The organism is uncultured Pseudophaeobacter sp., from assembly GCA_905479575.1.
Lineage (GTDB): Bacteria > Pseudomonadota > Alphaproteobacteria > Rhodobacterales > Rhodobacteraceae > Pseudophaeobacter.
In genome coordinates this window covers 12,466-27,482 of the sequence record CAJQNB010000092.1, presented here as the reverse complement: position 1 = coordinate 27,482, position 15,017 = coordinate 12,466, and the positions used below count along the sequence as shown (strand labels likewise).

Below are 15,017 nucleotides of genomic sequence, written 5' to 3'. Positions count from 1 at the left end.
TTTTTCTCGGGGCGGGATGTGATCTCGCCCCGTCTCTTGTTTCCCCCTTTTCCGGAGCGCTCCCGCATGGATATTCGCCTCTCTGGCGTCAGCCATTCCTATGATGATTTTGAGGTGCTGCGCGATATCTCGCTGGACATCCCCTCGGGCAAGATTGTCTGCATCGTTGGCCCCTCTGGCTGCGGCAAGTCCACGCTGTTGCGCTTTATTGGCGGGTTGGAACAGCCCACCCGGGGCGAGGTGCTGCAAATTGGTGCTGCACCCAAGGATTGCCTCAACCCGCTCACCTATATTTTTCAGGATTTTGCCCTGCTGCCCTGGCGCTCGGTGCGGGGGAATGTCTCTTTGGTGCTGGAGGACCACGGCATTCGCGGAGCCCGCGCCGAGGCGATCATTGCCGATGTACTGGCCCGCACCAAGTTGAGCGAGTTCCACAAGGCCTTGCCCAAGCAGCTGTCGGGAGGAATGAAACAGCGGGTAGCGATTGCCCGTGCCCTGGCGGTGAACCCGGCGGTGATGCTGATGGATGAGCCGCTTTCGGCGCTGGATAGTCAGACCCGCGAATTGCTGATGGATGATCTGGTCAGCCTCTGGACCCGGACGCCGTTTACGGCAGTCTATGTCACCCATAACCTGGCCGAAGCCGTGCGGCTGGGCCACTCCATCGTGGTGATGTCGCGCCGCCCTGGCGAGATCCGCGAAGTGGTCCATCTGGATACCCCGCTGGATCAACGTCACTATGGGGACAGCGCTTTGGAAGAAAAACAAAAATACCTTTGGCAATTGATGCGCGAAGAGGCCCGTGCGGCAGATGCGGAGCTGGTTCATGTCTGATCTGAAACCCAACACAGCCGCCGTTTCCACCGAAACTCTACCTTCTAAGGGCCAAGCTCGCCAGGTCACCTTTCGTGGTGGTGGCTTTGCCCCGGCCAGCCATCGCTGGATCGGTGTCTTGGTCTTTGTCCTGCTGCTGGCGCTTGCGGAACTTGGCACCCGTCAGGGCTGGATTTCACCACTGACCCTGCCGCTGCCCAGTGACGTGCTCAAAACCTTTGGCGAGCTCTATGCGTCTGGGCTGTTGTGGGCACATATGAGCGTGTCTTTGACCCGGCTGTTTATCGGTGCCTTGCTTGGCGCCAGCCTGGGCGTTGCGACCGGCGTGTTGATCGGGCTGTTTTCCTATGTTCGCGCCGGATTGGTGCCGCTGACGGCTGCGCTGTTCCCCATCCCCAAGATCGCGCTTTTACCGCTGTTTGTGATCTGGTTTGGCATTGATGAGGGCTCAAAATACGCGCTGATCGCCTTTGGCACATTTACCCCCACGGTGGTGGCTACCTATGGCGCGGTGGACAATGTTGATCGCAGCCTGATCCGCATGGGCCAAAGCTTCAACCTGTCCTGGTTCTCGATCGTGCGCAAGATTGTGCTGCCTGGGGCCATGCCCGGTATCCTGTCCGGGCTCCGCATCAGCCTGGCCATTGCCATCATCTTGCTGGTTGCAGCCGAGATGCTGGGCGCGGAATACGGTATCGGCGCCTATATCCTGGAGGCCGGATCGCTCTATGATCTGGAACGCCTGTTTGCCGGCGTCACCATCCTGTCGCTGCTGGGGGTCACGCTGAGCGCCACCATCGGGTTTATTGAACGCCGGGTATTGGGCTGGCGCCAATAGCCCCCCTTTACTGGCAGGGGGCTTGAACGGGTGGTTTGCCGGGAAAAATCTGACTGGGTGCTTTTGGGGGCGGCTCAGGGGACTTGCAGGGGCAGCTCTGGCTGACTCTGGGGCGGCTGCTTGTGTGGTTAGTATCTGGCAGCGTCCCAGCCCAGACCCGGCCCAGACCTGCGTTTTTGCGGCGGCATGGCTCCACCCACTGGCAGATACTGTTTGAGGATTCCGGCGCGGTGGGCAAAGACCTGCACATCACTAAAAGGCATCCCATCAAGGCGGGCATCTGCAATGCGCTGCGCCAGCTGGTCGCGATCTGCGTCCAACTCGGCGATCCGAAGCGCCAGGGCCTCGGTGTCGCCACGGGAGACCAGCGTCCCCCCGCCCTGCCCCGAAATCAGATCCCGTGCATAGGCGCCTTCATAGCCCAAAATTGGCGTGCCGCAGGTCAGGGCCTCGATCAGGCAGCGCGGCGATTCAGGTGTTTTATGGCAAAACACAAAGATATCAGCCTGCCGCAGCGCCTGTAACACAGCACTGCGATCCTCGATAAATCCTGGGAAATCAACACAGTTGGTCAATCCCGCCCGCTGGATCCGCCCCTTCATCTGCGGTAGCGCCGCGCCATCGCCAAGCCAGGTTGCGTGGAAATCCACCCCGAGAACATTGAGCCGCTCCAGTACCGTGGTCCAGTCGATCGGCCCCTTCATGGCCTCGGCGCGACCGGTGTAGATCAGCCGTAGCGGACGTTTTCTCCCAACATCCGCGATCTTTGCCGCTAAGGCACTGTCGCTGATGTGATCTTCCTCAGCGATGTGAATATCATGGACCAGCTGTGGGTTCCGGCACAGTCCGTGATAGGCTTCAAAGGTTTCAGCCCCATGGAACAGGCCCAGATCGGCCCGCTGGATCACAGCCTTTTCAAGCCAGGCCATGGGCCGGTGATACAACCGCCCCCGCAAGCGACTGCGCCAGGTTGTCTGGTCCAGCGCCTTGTCGCTTGGACGTTCCAGCGATTGCCGCATGACTTCGGATTCCACCCGATCCGTCCAGACCCCATAGGGCCGCTGCAACTGATGCGCGGCCAGGCAGGACACCGCCCCCCAATCGCCAAACAACCCACCGATGGCAAAGCTCAGGTAATCTGCTTGTGCGATCAACCTGCGTATCCGCTTTAATGCCCGCGGCAGGGCCCGTAGAAACTGGTCCGGGCGATAGGCCATGGGGAAGGGTTCGATGCTGACTCGCGACAGCTCTTGCTGATAGCAGTGCACAGGCACCCATCCCGCTGGAGGCGCAACCGCGCTGACCGGCATCATCACCGTGATCAGATCAAAGTGCCGCGCCCAGAGCTGCAGCCCGTTGACCGCCTGCCGTTCAATAAAAAGAGACCCCTCAAAGAGATACAGCGGCACTGGGGCATAGAGCAAAAGGCTGGTTTGTGGCGCGGTTATGGGCATCGTTATCGTCCTTGGCAGTGGAGATCAAACTGGCTCCTTGCCGACAAGGTTAACTAAAATTTTCCTAAAATTCACATGGCACCTAAGCGGAGCCAGCGCGCTCAAAAGAACCAGCGCACTCACCAAAAGGCGAAGAAAGATAGCCAAAAGTGCGCGAAAAAGCAGCGCCGCGTCAATCTGACGAGCCAGAATCTGCATCCTAATGATTGCACCGCCCGCGCTCCTGCTCTACATGAGGGCCTAAATGGCCCTGGCCGGAAACCAATTTCGACATATGGTCCGTTCAGTCGCATACATGAAATGTAGCGCTGCTACATTATAGTCACCAAAGCTTCCGTTATCGCTGAAAGGTTGAGAAACATGACAGAAAATTCAAACCCCGACATTCTGTATACCATCGTAGACGAAGCTCCAGAGCTGGCCTCGGCATCCTTTCTGCCGATCATCCGCAAGTTCGCCGCTGCTGCCGATGTCAGTGTTGGCACCAAAGACATTTCCCTGGCTGGGCGCATCCTCTCTGCCTTCCCAGAAAACCTGAGCCCCGAACAGCGTCAGACCGACGATCTGGCAGAACTGGGTGAGCTGGTCAAAACGCCAGACGCAAATGTCATCAAACTGCCAAATATCTCGGCCTCTGTGCCGCAGCTGGTCGCCGCCATCGAAGAATTGCAGGCCCAGGGCTATGACATTCCCTCCTACCCCGAAGAGCCCACAACAGATGCCGAAGAAGACGCCCGCGCGCGCTATGACGGCCTGAAAGGCTCTGCGGTGAACCCGGTTCTGCGGGAAGGCAACTCGGACCGCCGCGCGGCCCGCGCCGTTAAAAACTACGCCCAGAACAACCCACATTCGATGGGCGCGTGGACTGGCGACAGCAAAACCAAGGTCTCGTCCATGGCGGAGGGTGATTTCTACGCCAATGAAAAAGCCGCCACCATCACAGCGGCGCAGGCCGGTGACGCCAAGATCGAATTTGTCGGCACCGATGGCACGGTTACCGTGCTGAAAGACGGCTGGTCGCTTGAGGCCGGTACCGTTGCAGATGCCACATTCATGTCGGCTGCTGCCCTGTCGAGCTTCCTGGCAGAGGCCATTGCCGACACCAAGGCAGACGGCACCATGTTTTCGCTGCACCTGAAGGCCACCATGATGAAGGTCTCTGACCCGATCATTTTTGGTCACGCTGTCAAAGCCTGGCTGGCGCCGGTGTTCGACAAGTTCGGTGCCGAGCTGGAGGCCTTGGGAGTCAATGCCAACTCTGGCATGGGTGATCTGCTGGACCGTGTTGCCAGCAACGCCGACATCATGGCCGCAATTGAGGCCGTCACCGCTGAGCGCCCCGCCATGTATATGGTGGACAGCGACAAGGGCATCACCAACCTGCACGTGCCTTCGGATGTGATCATCGACGCCTCGATGCCTGCGGTGATCCGCGCTGGCGGCAAGGGCTGGGATGCCGCAGGCAACAAGGGCGACACCAACTGCGTCATTCCTGATCGTTGCTATGCCACCATCTATGATGAGACCATCAACTTTTTCAAAGCCAATGGCGCGCTGGACGTGACCACGGCGGGATCCGTCGCCAACGTCGGCCTGATGGCACAAAAAGCCGAAGAATACGGCAGCCACCCCACCACATTTGAAGCCCCTGCTGCGGGCACCATCCGTGTGGTTCTGGCCAATGGCGAAACCCTGCACGCCCATAGCGTCGAGGCCGGCGACATCTGGCGTGCCTGCACCGCCAAACAGGCACCGATTGAAAACTGGATTGAACTGGCTCTGGATCGCCAGCGTCTGACCGGTTCCGAAGCCATCTTCTGGCTTGACGAAAACCGTGCCCATGACGCCGAACTGATCAAATATGTCAAACCCGCGCTGGAAGCTGCAGGCAAGGCGGATCTGTTCCAGATCATGGCCCCACGGGAAGCAACAGCCCAGTCGCTGAAGACCATCACCGCAGGCAAGGACAGCATCGCCATCACCGGCAACGTGCTGCGCGACTATCTGACCGATCTGTTCCCGATCCTGGAACTGGGCACCTCGGCCAAGATGTTGTCAATCGTGAAACTGATGCAAGGTGGCGGTTTGTTTGAAACCGGTGCCGGTGGCTCGGCGCCCAAGCACGTGCAGCAGCTGGTTGAGCAAAACCACCTGCGCTGGGACTCGATGGGGGAATTCTGCGCCCTAGGTGAAAGCCTGAAGTTCCTGGCAGACAGCAAGGACAACGCCAAAGCCGGTGTGCTGGGGGCTGCCGCTGAGGTGGCAACCCAAGGCATTCTGGACAACAACAAGTCGCCTTCGCGCAAGGTGGGCGAACCTGACAACCGCGACAGCCACTACTGGTTTGCCCGCTACTGGGCTGAGGCCCTGGCAGCACAGGGTGACGACGCAGATCTGGCCACAGAATTTGCCCCCATTGCCAAGGCGCTGGCCGATGGCGAAGAGGCCATTCTGGCGGAACTGGCGACGGCACAGGGCCCGGCCGCGGATATTGGCGGCTATTTCCACCCCTCTGCGGAGCTGAAAGCCAAGGTCATGCGCCCCTCAGCAACGCTGAATGCCATTATCGGCTAAACGGCTCAGCCCCTTTAGGACAAACAAAAGAGCGCCCGGCAGATTTGCCGGGCGCTTTGTTTTTGCGAGGTTTGATCTGGGGGCTCTGCCCCCGCGCCCCTGCGGGACGCTCCCCCGAGGTATTTAGGGAAAGATGAAAGCCACAGCCATAGAGCTTGTCAGAAGTCCTGCCACATGTCCTTGGCTGCATTGCCGTCAGTGCTGACACTGATTGGTGCAGCAGCCGAGGTCGCGGCTTCAAGGTCCCAGTCGTCCTCTCCATGCGCCGAAGGCGCTACGGTTGGTGCCATCGGGGCAGCGGCTGTTGGCATCTGCACGACAGGTGCACTGCCATCTAATTTAAAGATCGCTACCAGCTCTGCCAGTTTCGAGGAATCTGCATTGAGCATGTGCCCGGCAGCAGTCGCCTCTTCAACCATGGCAGCGTTTTGCTGGGTCACCTGGTCCAGCTGGGTCACCCCGGTGTTGATCTCGTTCAGGCCAGTCGATTGCTCCACAGCACCTTCGGCAATGCCGGAAACCAGCTTGGAGATGTGGCTTACCTGACCCACGATGCTGTCCAGCGCTTCGCCAGCCTTGCCAACCAGATCCACCCCACGGGCAACCTGTTTCGAGCTGTCACCGATCAGGGTTTTGATTTCCATTGCAGCATCCGAAGAGCGTTGCGCCAGAGCACGAACTTCCGAGGCGACAACCGCAAAGCCTTTGCCAGCTTCGCCGGCCCGGGCCGCTTCGACCCCGGCATTGAGAGCAAGCAGGTTGGTCTGGAAGGCGATGTCGTCAATCACCGAGATAATCTGGCCGATGTGGTTCGAGCTCTGTTCGATTTCGGTCATCGCCGATACCGCGCTTTGCACCACTTCGCCACTGATTTCGGCTTCTTTCTTGGCCGCTTCCATGGTGGCCTCAACGCTGCTGGCACCTTCGGCGGCAGATCTCACGCTTGCGGTCAGCTCGTCGAGCGCTGCAGCGGTCTCTTCCAGAGTTGCCGCCTGGCTCTCGGTACGGTGCGACAGATCATCAGAGGCCTGGCTGATTTCAGCCGCGCCATTGCGGATGGAGCCGGTGGCTTCGACCATGCGCGACATTGTTCCGCTCAGCGTTTCAATCGTCTGGTTAAAGTCACGACGCAACTGGCCATAATCCTGCGGGAAATCGCTGCCGATTTTGACTGTCAGGTCCCCCTGCGACAGCTTGGACAGGCTGCCACTCAGAATGGAGACAACCTCGGCCTGTTCAGCTTCGCGTTCCTGCTGTTTGCTTTCCAGCTCCTTCTGGCGGATCAGGGACTGCTTGAGAACTTCCAAGCTGCGCGCCATGTCGCCAATTTCGCTTTTGTTTTTTGTGGCAGGGACATCCGTATCAGTGTCACCATCAGCCATTGAGTGCATCCGGTTTTTCAACGCATTCACTGGCGCTGTAACACTACGGGTGATCACTGTGGCCCCAAGGCTAAGAATAGCGAGGCTGATGGCCAAGGCACCGATGGCAGTCCAGCGCACGATATTTAGTTCTGCATCAATATCAGCCACATAGGCGCCTGTGCCGATGCCCCAGCCCCAAGGGGTGAAGGCTTTGACGTAGCCCATTTTTGCTTCCTGAATTTCAGAATCCGGCTTGTTGAAGTGGTAGATCACCGGGCCCGAGCCTGTCGTCTCGATGACCCTGTTGAACTCTTCAAAAACCCTAAGACCATTCACATCTTCAAAGCCTGACTGATCTTCCCCAATCAATTGTGGGGCGACTGGATGTGCAACCATGGTGTTGTTTTGATTAAAGGCAAAGAAGTAGCCTGCGGTGCCAAAACGTAGCAGTTCGACCTGCTCTTTCCCCAGCGCCTGCGCCTCTTCCAATGTCAGGTCCCCAGCCTGAACTTTTGCGTCCAGATCAGCCAGGGCGCTGATAACGGTGCCGACCAAATTGTCGAGCTCCTTCTCTCGCATCTCATAGGCATTTTCCACCGTACGAGACAGCAATACAAAGGTCAAAACCGCGGCCAATCCCACCGCCAACGCGGTTAGGGCGTATATCCGTATGGGCAATCGGAACAAAAGCTGGGGCATCTTGGAATAGTCCTCTAAATCTAACGCTTATTCCCTGCCTATGTGACGCATCCTAATATTCTGTTATGGCCGCCTGTATTGCTTAATACTTCTCCAAAAAAACTAGCCAATATTCGACTTAATTCCCAAAGGTGACGCTCAATGGAAAGTAAAATATCACACAAGCAACCTGTGGGATAATGAAACTTTGCTTGGGCAAGGCTCCTCTCGGCCCCTGGTAGCCCCAGACAGCCCCCGGCAGCTTCTGGCCCTTAACGGGAAAGCTGCTGCAGAACCTGCTGCAACAGGCCTAGACCCTGTTTTAGTTCTTCTTCGCGGTAGCCGCAAAACCCCAGAAGCAATCCGTTGTAGCCACACGCGCTTGGGGTCGGGGTCTGCACAAATCCCGAAAGCGCCTCAATGCTCAGCCCCTGCTCTGCCGCCTGGGTACAAATTTCCTGGTCCTGCAGGGCGCAGGTCAAATGGAACACCACCTGCATGCCAGCCTGGTGATCGACGCAATAGCCATAGGCGCTGAAATCCTGGGTTAATTGATGCAACAGAAAACGGCGGCGTTCTGCGTAGATCCGTCTGACCCGGCGCAGGTGGCGATAGAACTCACCGCTGTCGATAAAATCCGCCAGCGGCTGTTGTGGCATGCTGCTGGCCCTGGGGCCAAAGCGTTCGATGCTGTTGGCAAAGCGTGCGACAAGCGGTTTGGGCAGGATCAGGTAGCCCAGGCGCAGGGCGTTGGAAAAGATTTTGGAGAAGCTACCAATATACAGAGTGCGGTGCAAATGATCAAAACCAGCCATCGCTGGGATGGGCCGCCCAGCGTAGCGGAACTCGCTGTCGTAATCATCCTCGATGATCCAGGCCTGCGTCTCGGTTGCCCATCGAATGAACTCCATCCGTCGCGCCGGAGACATGGCGCCGCCCAGTGGAAACTGATGCGAGGGCGTCAGAATAGCCAGCCGGGGGGCCACCGGGCCAGAGGGGAGAACCGCGCCATTGTCATCAACGTGCAGGTAATCTGGCGTCAGGCCCTGGGACGTGATGAAATACTGCAAGGGCCGATACCCCGGATCCTCCAACGCGACGCTATCGCCGGACTGTGCCAGCGCATGCAGGCAGATCTCCAGGGCATCCGTGGCACCGGCGGTGACAATCACCTGCTCGGGGCTCGCTGAAATGCCGCGCCATTCCGCCACGTGATCGCAGATAGACTGGCGCAGCGCCAAAGAGCCAAAGCCGCCACTGCCCAAAAACATGGCCTGCGGGTCGGAGCGACAGATCCGTGCTACTGTCTTGGCCCATTGCCGATAGGGAAACAGCCGCATATCCGGGCTGCCGGCCCGAAAGGGAAGCACCCCGGCCATGTCTGACGCGGGGGCTGAGGCAGCACTTGGCTCATGCCCTCGCCGCTTGCTGGCACCAGAGTTCTGCGGGGCCGTGATAGCCGGCACCTGGGTGAGCTCAACTTCGCCAGAGGCACAAAGCCGATAGCCGGAGCCCTGCTGGCTGCTGAGGTATCCCTCGGCAACCAGTTGTTCGTAAGCGGTGACGATGGTGGAACGCGACACCCCCAGTTCGGTGGCAAACACCCGTGTTGGCGGCAGCTTGCTGCCCGGCGCCATATCCCCCGAAGCGGCGCGCAGGCGAATGGCGGCACAGATTTGTTCAAACACCGGAGTGCTGGCATCACGATCAATGGAAAAGCCCAACCAAGGTGTCTGTTTCATCGGTACTCTCGCAAAATTGGCCTGCTGAAAATGTGAATGTCCTAACAGTATAGAGCATCCAAAATAAGGACAATCTGCGCTGTAGGGCCACTGCACATGTCCTGCCCCCTTGGAGACTGCTTTTGCGGGCTTTTGCTAACCGCCGGCCCCTGTGAAAGAAACGCTGCGTTATTGCAGCCAGCCACCTTCGGAGACTTGACCCAGAGCGCGACTCTTTAGTCATCTGAGAAAAGGTGACGCGCAATCGCCCAGAAACTATCGTGACCGCTGTTCAAAGAGGTCCGTCCCACAGCAGCAGATCGGGTCTTTGTGGCCAGAGGCGCCAGCGGGGATGCCTTGGCTGCCACCCGCAGCCTGCAGGACAGTTTGTTACATTGCGCCCCTAAGACACGCGCGGGCCCCAAACAAAAACTACGGGGCATTTCAAATGGATACGAAACTGGGAGACGGATATGTCTAAGAAAAATTTGGCGGCCGGTATCGGGCTTGCCCTCGCTGCAACCAGCCTGCCTCTGGCGAGCTCGGCAGAGAACCGCATCGATCGCATTCGACCAGATGCGCCTGAGCTTGCCGCCTTTGGCGCCCATCCAATCGGGGTGCAGACGCTGGAGTTTACCAATCCCGGTCAGAACGACATTCTGAATACCACTGACACCGACCAGCCACTGTATGATCGTGATCTGACGGTAGAGGTCTGGTATCCGGCGGCGGAGGGAACCGAACAGGGCGGCAGCTATCGCGCCATCCTGCGGGACGGCAAGACAGAAGTCACCCTACAGGGCCGTGCCGCCCGTGATGCAACGCCGGCCAGTGGCGAGACTTATCCTCTGGTGGTGATCTCACATGGCTACCCCGGCAACCGCTATCTGATGTCCCACCTGGGGGAAAATCTCGCAACCAAGGGCTATGTCACCGTCTCGATTGACCACCGTGACAGCACCTATTCCGACAAGGCCGCCTTTGGTTCAACCCTGCTCAACCGCCCGATTGATCAGCGGTTTGTCATTGATCAGATGGAGGCACTGGAAGGCCCTCTGGGCGAGATCATCGATACTGATCAAACCGGGGTTATCGGCTACTCCATGGGGGGCTACGGCGCTGTGATCTTTGCCGGTGCCGGCGTGACCGAGGCCTCGACCCAGTATAGCTGGGGCACGCCCGCTGGTCTGCTGGCCCGCCATCAGGCAGGGTCAGAAAGCCACGCCGCGCTGAGTGATGACCGCGTCAAAGCGGTGATTGCCATTGGTCCCTGGGGGATGAACACCGGCTTTTGGGATGCGACCGGCCTGGCTGGCATCGACAAACCGCTGATGGTTATGGCGGGCAGCGCCGATGATGTCTCTGTCTATTCGGCAATTCGGAAAATCTTTGAGGGCGCAGTCAATACCAACCGTCACCTGCTGACCTTTGAAGGCGCAAATCACAACGCCGCCGCGCCGATGCCTGCCCCAATTGAGAGCTGGGAACCGGTCGACAATCTCGACTTCATCCCGTTTGAGCACTACGCCGATGCGGTTTGGGACACCAACCGGATGAACAATATCACCCAGCACTTTGCCACCGCCTTTATGGGACTGCACCTCAAGTCTGAGGCCGACAACACACCCTACCTGGAGCTGATACCACAGGCCATCGACGGTGTTGTCTCAAAAGACGATGCAGGCAAGGAACTGCCGGATCACACCTATTGGAAAGGCTTTGCACCGCGCACCGCCGTTGGTCTGCGTTTCGAGACCCTTACAGCCAAGTAGCCGCAAGCTATTCAACAGGCGCTTTCCCCAATAGATCCCCCAAGCTGGGCCGCTCTGTTGGGGAGAGGCACTCTTACGCAAGCACGCGGAACTTGCCTCGGCTCAGCCTTTAAACAAGTACTTTACTCTTTTGCGCGGCTTTGCTGCGCAAACCGTCTGAAGGACAGACTCCCCCTTTCCCCAGACGGAGTTATCCTGCGGGCTCTGTGACAGGTATGCCAAGAGCGGTGTAGCGGTTCAATACCGCGATCCGGATTTGGATTTCAGCGACCTGTCGGCCGAAGTCTCGGGCCATCAAGGATTGGCCCAATTGCTTCACACAGTGCATATTGGTCTCGACGCGGCTCCTGCGGTGATACCCGCTCCATCGCTTCCAAATGGTTCGACCGAGGTAGCGCGAGGCATCCACTGCATCGTTCCGATACGATGGCTCCGGCCGTGGTGGGTCAGGTCATTGCAAATAAAAAAGGCGGGCCGCTCTGGCCCGCCCTTTTTGTAGATCTTCCCCTGATGCAGTTTGGTCAGGCCTCTTGCTTTTCGGGCTGTATTTTCCCTTTGTCCCATTGGGCGTTCATGATGCGGTTCAGCCAGGCAAGCCCGACCAGCGCCAGCCCAAGCCCCATGAAGGAAAACACTCGCGTCAGGCCGGACAAACCACTCATATCCACCAGGAATACCTTGGCAATTGTCAGCACCACCCCGGCCATGGCCAGCCTGCGGAGCAGGTTTGAACGACGCCAAAAGGCCAGCATCAGCACCCCACCCGAGGCAACCAGCAAAGCCACGGTGTAGGAATACAGCTCAGCATCGATCACCCCCGGAAGGCTAAGGTTATTGCCGCGCCAGAACCTGCGGATCTCCAAGGTGATATAGATCACCGCCAGCACAGACGCCGCGAGACCAAACCCGGTCCGAACCCAGCGGTTCAGGTGGTCCAGCCGCAGCGCTGCCGCAGCACAGACTGCCGCCAGCGGCAGATAGGCCGCAGCCAAACTGTCCAAGATCAACGGGCCACGCACGATTTCGCCACTGGCCAACAGCGGATTTGCAAACACAAGTAACCCGCCAATACAGCCCAAGGCAGCCACGCCATAGCCCAGGATCAGGATGCCGCGCAGCAGAGCTGAAAAGCGACCGCTCAGACGGAGCCGGTGCAGCTGGTTCACCAGAGAGGCCACCCACACTGTGGCCATCAGCCCTATACCCGCATGACTATAGCGCATCTGTTCTGGCAGCAGCCGCAGGATCAACACAGCAAAGAACACTGCGCCTATCAATGTTGCGGCGCTTTCCAGCACCAGCGTGGTTTTCTCACGCAGCTGTTGTCGTGTCAGGAACCAGCCAGCTCCCAGCAGCGCCAGGCTGCCAAGATAGCCAAGGGCGATCTGGGACAACGGTGTCACATACTGCCAACCCTCGTCGATATAGTCGCGGTCCAGCGCCCAGGTCACGCCGGGATCCAGCACCAGCCGGTAAACAATGACCGCCACTGCGATCTGCACAAACAGCGCCAGGCCGGGCAGATCGTATTTCCGGTCAATCAGGACCACCAACAGCACCATGACAGCCAGGGCGAGAGTCAACGCAGTCTGCGCCAACACCAGAAAGAGCGCAAAGGCAATGAGGGTCAGCGCTGAAATGGCAAGCAGCGCCACGCGCATCTCTCGCTGCCCGCCGCGCGGGCCACGGGCCGCGCGCTCTGTCAGAAAGGTCATGCCCGCCGCCATGGTCAGCACCACCAAGGCCCAGGTGTAGAGACCATGCACTGCGGCGGGTCTCCAGGTGAACTCGAGGATCAACAGCAAGGCTGGGGCAAAACTCGCCGCACAGAGCGCCCAGAATACCGGGAGGTTTGCCGAGGAATATGCCTCAGGCTCTTGGCTCTCCCCATCAGGTCCAGTCAGGCTCCACTGCATACGCAGATAGGCCAGCCCCGAGCCCAGCGCACCAATTGCCACCAGAAGCCACAGGATTTGGGGTGCCGGGGTTTCCGGCGGGCGGGTGATGGCGGCGGTAAAGTCGCGAAACAAGGGGCCAAAGTTGAGCCCCTCCAGCAGGACAACCGCCAGGATCGCCAGTCCCGGCACCAGTGCATGGTCAAACAAAGCTGGGGCATGGCGCATCCAAAGCACGTTGGCAAGCAACAGGGTCACCAATGTCAGCAGGGCAAAGACAACCACCGCCGCCTGATCCGCCTGCACAGCCACCAGCAGCGCCGCAGCCGCCGCAGCACAGATGGCGACCGCAGAAATACGGGTGGGGAATTCAGGATAGGTCCGCCGCCCCTGTTTGGGTAAAAAGACCTCCACCACCGCCGGTCCGCCATGGCAAGGCCAAAGGCTGCGCCCAGGCAGGATCACTGCTGCTGCGGTAATCGCCAACAGCGCGGTCAGAAAATGCGGCTCCCCCCCTTCGGACAGGTAAAGCAACAGACAGGCCGTGAGCGGCGCGGCCAGGGCAAGCCCCGAAATCCAGGCCCAGCGCTTGACCGTGTCCACCCCCAGCCCCACCGTCGCAATCAAGGCAAAATAGTAGTAGAGCATCCAGGCATCCTGCGATTGCCCCCCCACCAGAAAGGGAACCGCGCTGGCGCCCAGCAGCCCCAAAGCAGTGAGGAAGGCGCCGTAGAACCAGCCCAGCACCAGGGCCAGCAGCGACACCAGGCAAAGCGCCACAAAGCTGGGGCCTGGGTCAATCAGCTGGTACATCACCCGCGCCGACAGCAGCCCGGCAAAAAGTGTTACGACCCCCGCTCCTGCCAAGGCAGAGGGCAGATGCTGCGCTGCTCCGTCCGTGACATCCCCCATACGACGCCGGATCGTTTCAGCGCCAAGAATAAGCGCCACGCCAAAGCCCAAAGAGGCCATGACCCGCCAGAACGGCGTCAAAAGGCCGTTTTCAACGCCGTATTGCACCATAAAGAGCCCTGCCAAGGCCAGAGACGCAGCCCCTGCCACCAAAACCCAGTTCTCCCGCAGCCAACCGCTGAGGGCCTCCACAAGATCTCTGCGCAACACAAAAGCCCGCGGGGGCTGAGCCGGGTCACTGGACGGATCGGCGCGCGTTTCAGAAAGCGGCGCTGGTGCAGATGGCTCTCGCGGTGTGACGCTGGCAAAGTCTTCGGCGTTTTGCTCTGTCTCCGCCGGGGCCACAAAAGGCCCAGATACTGTGCTGTCTTCTGCGGCACGGACGTCTTCCGCTTGGTCCTTGATCTGGGGGGCTTCTGTTGCATCATCGGGCGCCTTGCCCCAAGGGACCGCAGGTTTAGCCGCCGCGTTGGGCTGTTGCTCGGGCGTTTGCAGATCTGCTGAGACCTGTTTGTCTGAGGCGCTGTTTTGCAGCGCGCGCACTTTTGCGTCCAAATCGCGCACCTGCGATTTCAGGCGTGTATGCGACACCAGAAGATAGGGAACACCAAGCAGAAAAACCAGGCCAAGAAGCCCAATCAAAACCAGACTAAAATCTAACATAAAGAGATCATTTCAAAGAGACAAAGTTGCCGACAAGGCTATGCAAGTTCCCCGCTGCTGGCAAGCAAATGGGCATTCAGGCCAGGCCCGTGGTCGCGCCCGGTTTCAGCAGAAATCACAGCTTAGGACGGTCGGCAGCTCTCTGTTTCATGGGCTACTTTGGCCAAGCACGGTATATAGACCCGGCCTTGCGGCGCGGCGCCCCGAGCCGTCTTGGTGCAAGAAAACCCGCGTGAGCTGCCGTCCCCGGATCAGCTGCTGTGTCCAACAGCAGGTAGAAAACGGCCTGACGGGGCACCCTGTCAGGCCGTC

The 15,017-nt window shown here is 59.2% G+C and carries 8 protein-coding genes and 1 pseudogene; 4 read left to right on the top strand and 5 right to left on the bottom strand.

Translation table 11 applies throughout. The annotated features are described in order from the left end of the window. The first annotated feature begins 66 nt into the window (after nucleotides 1–66). Both QZ268_RS19750 and QZ268_RS19745 read left to right on the top strand, forming a co-directional pair. Nucleotides 67–834 carry an ABC transporter ATP-binding protein gene (locus tag QZ268_RS19750; RefSeq protein ID WP_295455872.1) on the top strand — a complete coding sequence of 256 codons (768 nt, stop codon included), beginning with the start codon at nucleotides 67–69 and terminating at the stop codon, nucleotides 832–834. Continuing rightward, the gene (locus QZ268_RS19745) at nucleotides 827–1,672 is read left to right on the top strand and encodes an ABC transporter permease (RefSeq protein WP_295455871.1); all 846 of its coding nucleotides are present in this window, start codon (nucleotides 827–829) and stop codon (nucleotides 1,670–1,672) included. Before QZ268_RS19750 ends, QZ268_RS19745 begins: the two co-directional genes overlap by 8 nt. Before the next feature lie 128 nt (nucleotides 1,673–1,800). Here the strand turns inward: QZ268_RS19745 and QZ268_RS19740 are convergent, their stop codons facing one another. Continuing rightward, entirely contained in the window at nucleotides 1,801–3,126 is a 1,326-nt protein-coding gene (locus tag QZ268_RS19740; protein ID WP_295455869.1) for a glycosyltransferase, read from the bottom strand. A 360-nt stretch (nucleotides 3,127–3,486) separates the two neighbouring features. Between QZ268_RS19740 and QZ268_RS19735 the strand changes: the two genes are divergently transcribed. Further along, entirely contained in the window at nucleotides 3,487–5,700 is a 2,214-nt protein-coding gene (locus QZ268_RS19735; protein WP_295455867.1) for an NADP-dependent isocitrate dehydrogenase, read from the top strand. A gap of 158 nt (nucleotides 5,701–5,858) precedes the next feature. Here the strand turns inward: QZ268_RS19735 and QZ268_RS19730 are convergent, their stop codons facing one another. Beyond that, nucleotides 5,859–7,763: a methyl-accepting chemotaxis protein gene (locus tag QZ268_RS19730; RefSeq protein ID WP_295455865.1), complete on the bottom strand. Its 1,905-nt coding sequence runs from the start codon at nucleotides 7,761–7,763 to the stop codon at nucleotides 5,859–5,861. Between the two features lie 251 nt (nucleotides 7,764–8,014). Beyond that, nucleotides 8,015–9,484 (bottom strand): PLP-dependent aminotransferase family protein, encoded by a 1,470-nt coding sequence (locus QZ268_RS19725; RefSeq protein ID WP_295455863.1) that lies wholly within the window; start codon nucleotides 9,482–9,484, stop codon nucleotides 8,015–8,017. Between the two features lie 452 nt (nucleotides 9,485–9,936). Here QZ268_RS19725 and QZ268_RS19720 point away from each other — a divergent pair, with 452 nt between their 5' ends. Further along, nucleotides 9,937–11,235, top strand: a complete 1,299-nt coding sequence (locus QZ268_RS19720) for an alpha/beta fold hydrolase (protein WP_295455861.1) — start codon at nucleotides 9,937–9,939, stop codon at nucleotides 11,233–11,235. Between the two features lie 190 nt (nucleotides 11,236–11,425). Here QZ268_RS19720 and QZ268_RS19715 read toward each other — a convergent pair. After that, nucleotides 11,426–11,656, bottom strand: a pseudogene (locus QZ268_RS19715) (IS5/IS1182 family transposase); the annotation flags it as partial. A 100-nt stretch (nucleotides 11,657–11,756) separates the two neighbouring features. Beyond that, nucleotides 11,757–14,705 (bottom strand): DUF2339 domain-containing protein, encoded by a 2,949-nt coding sequence (locus QZ268_RS19710; protein ID WP_295455860.1) that lies wholly within the window; start codon nucleotides 14,703–14,705, stop codon nucleotides 11,757–11,759. Nucleotides 14,706–15,017: the final 312 nt, after the last annotated feature.

What these genes read in the sequence shown, in the direction of transcription:
- QZ268_RS19730 (WP_295455865.1), bottom strand. Translation starts at nt 7,763, where the DNA reads ATGCCCCAGCTTTTGTTCCGATTGCCCATACGGATATACGCCCTAACC.
- QZ268_RS19750 (WP_295455872.1), top strand. Translation starts at nt 67, where the DNA reads ATGGATATTCGCCTCTCTGGCGTCAGCCATTCCTATGATGATTTTGAG.
- QZ268_RS19745 (WP_295455871.1), top strand. Translation starts at nt 827, where the DNA reads ATGTCTGATCTGAAACCCAACACAGCCGCCGTTTCCACCGAAACTCTA.
- QZ268_RS19710 (WP_295455860.1), bottom strand. Translation starts at nt 14,705, where the DNA reads ATGTTAGATTTTAGTCTGGTTTTGATTGGGCTTCTTGGCCTGGTTTTT.
- QZ268_RS19720 (WP_295455861.1), top strand. Translation starts at nt 9,937, where the DNA reads ATGTCTAAGAAAAATTTGGCGGCCGGTATCGGGCTTGCCCTCGCTGCA.
- QZ268_RS19735 (WP_295455867.1), top strand. Translation starts at nt 3,487, where the DNA reads ATGACAGAAAATTCAAACCCCGACATTCTGTATACCATCGTAGACGAA.
- QZ268_RS19740 (WP_295455869.1), bottom strand. Translation starts at nt 3,126, where the DNA reads ATGCCCATAACCGCGCCACAAACCAGCCTTTTGCTCTATGCCCCAGTG.
- QZ268_RS19725 (WP_295455863.1), bottom strand. Translation starts at nt 9,484, where the DNA reads ATGAAACAGACACCTTGGTTGGGCTTTTCCATTGATCGTGATGCCAGC.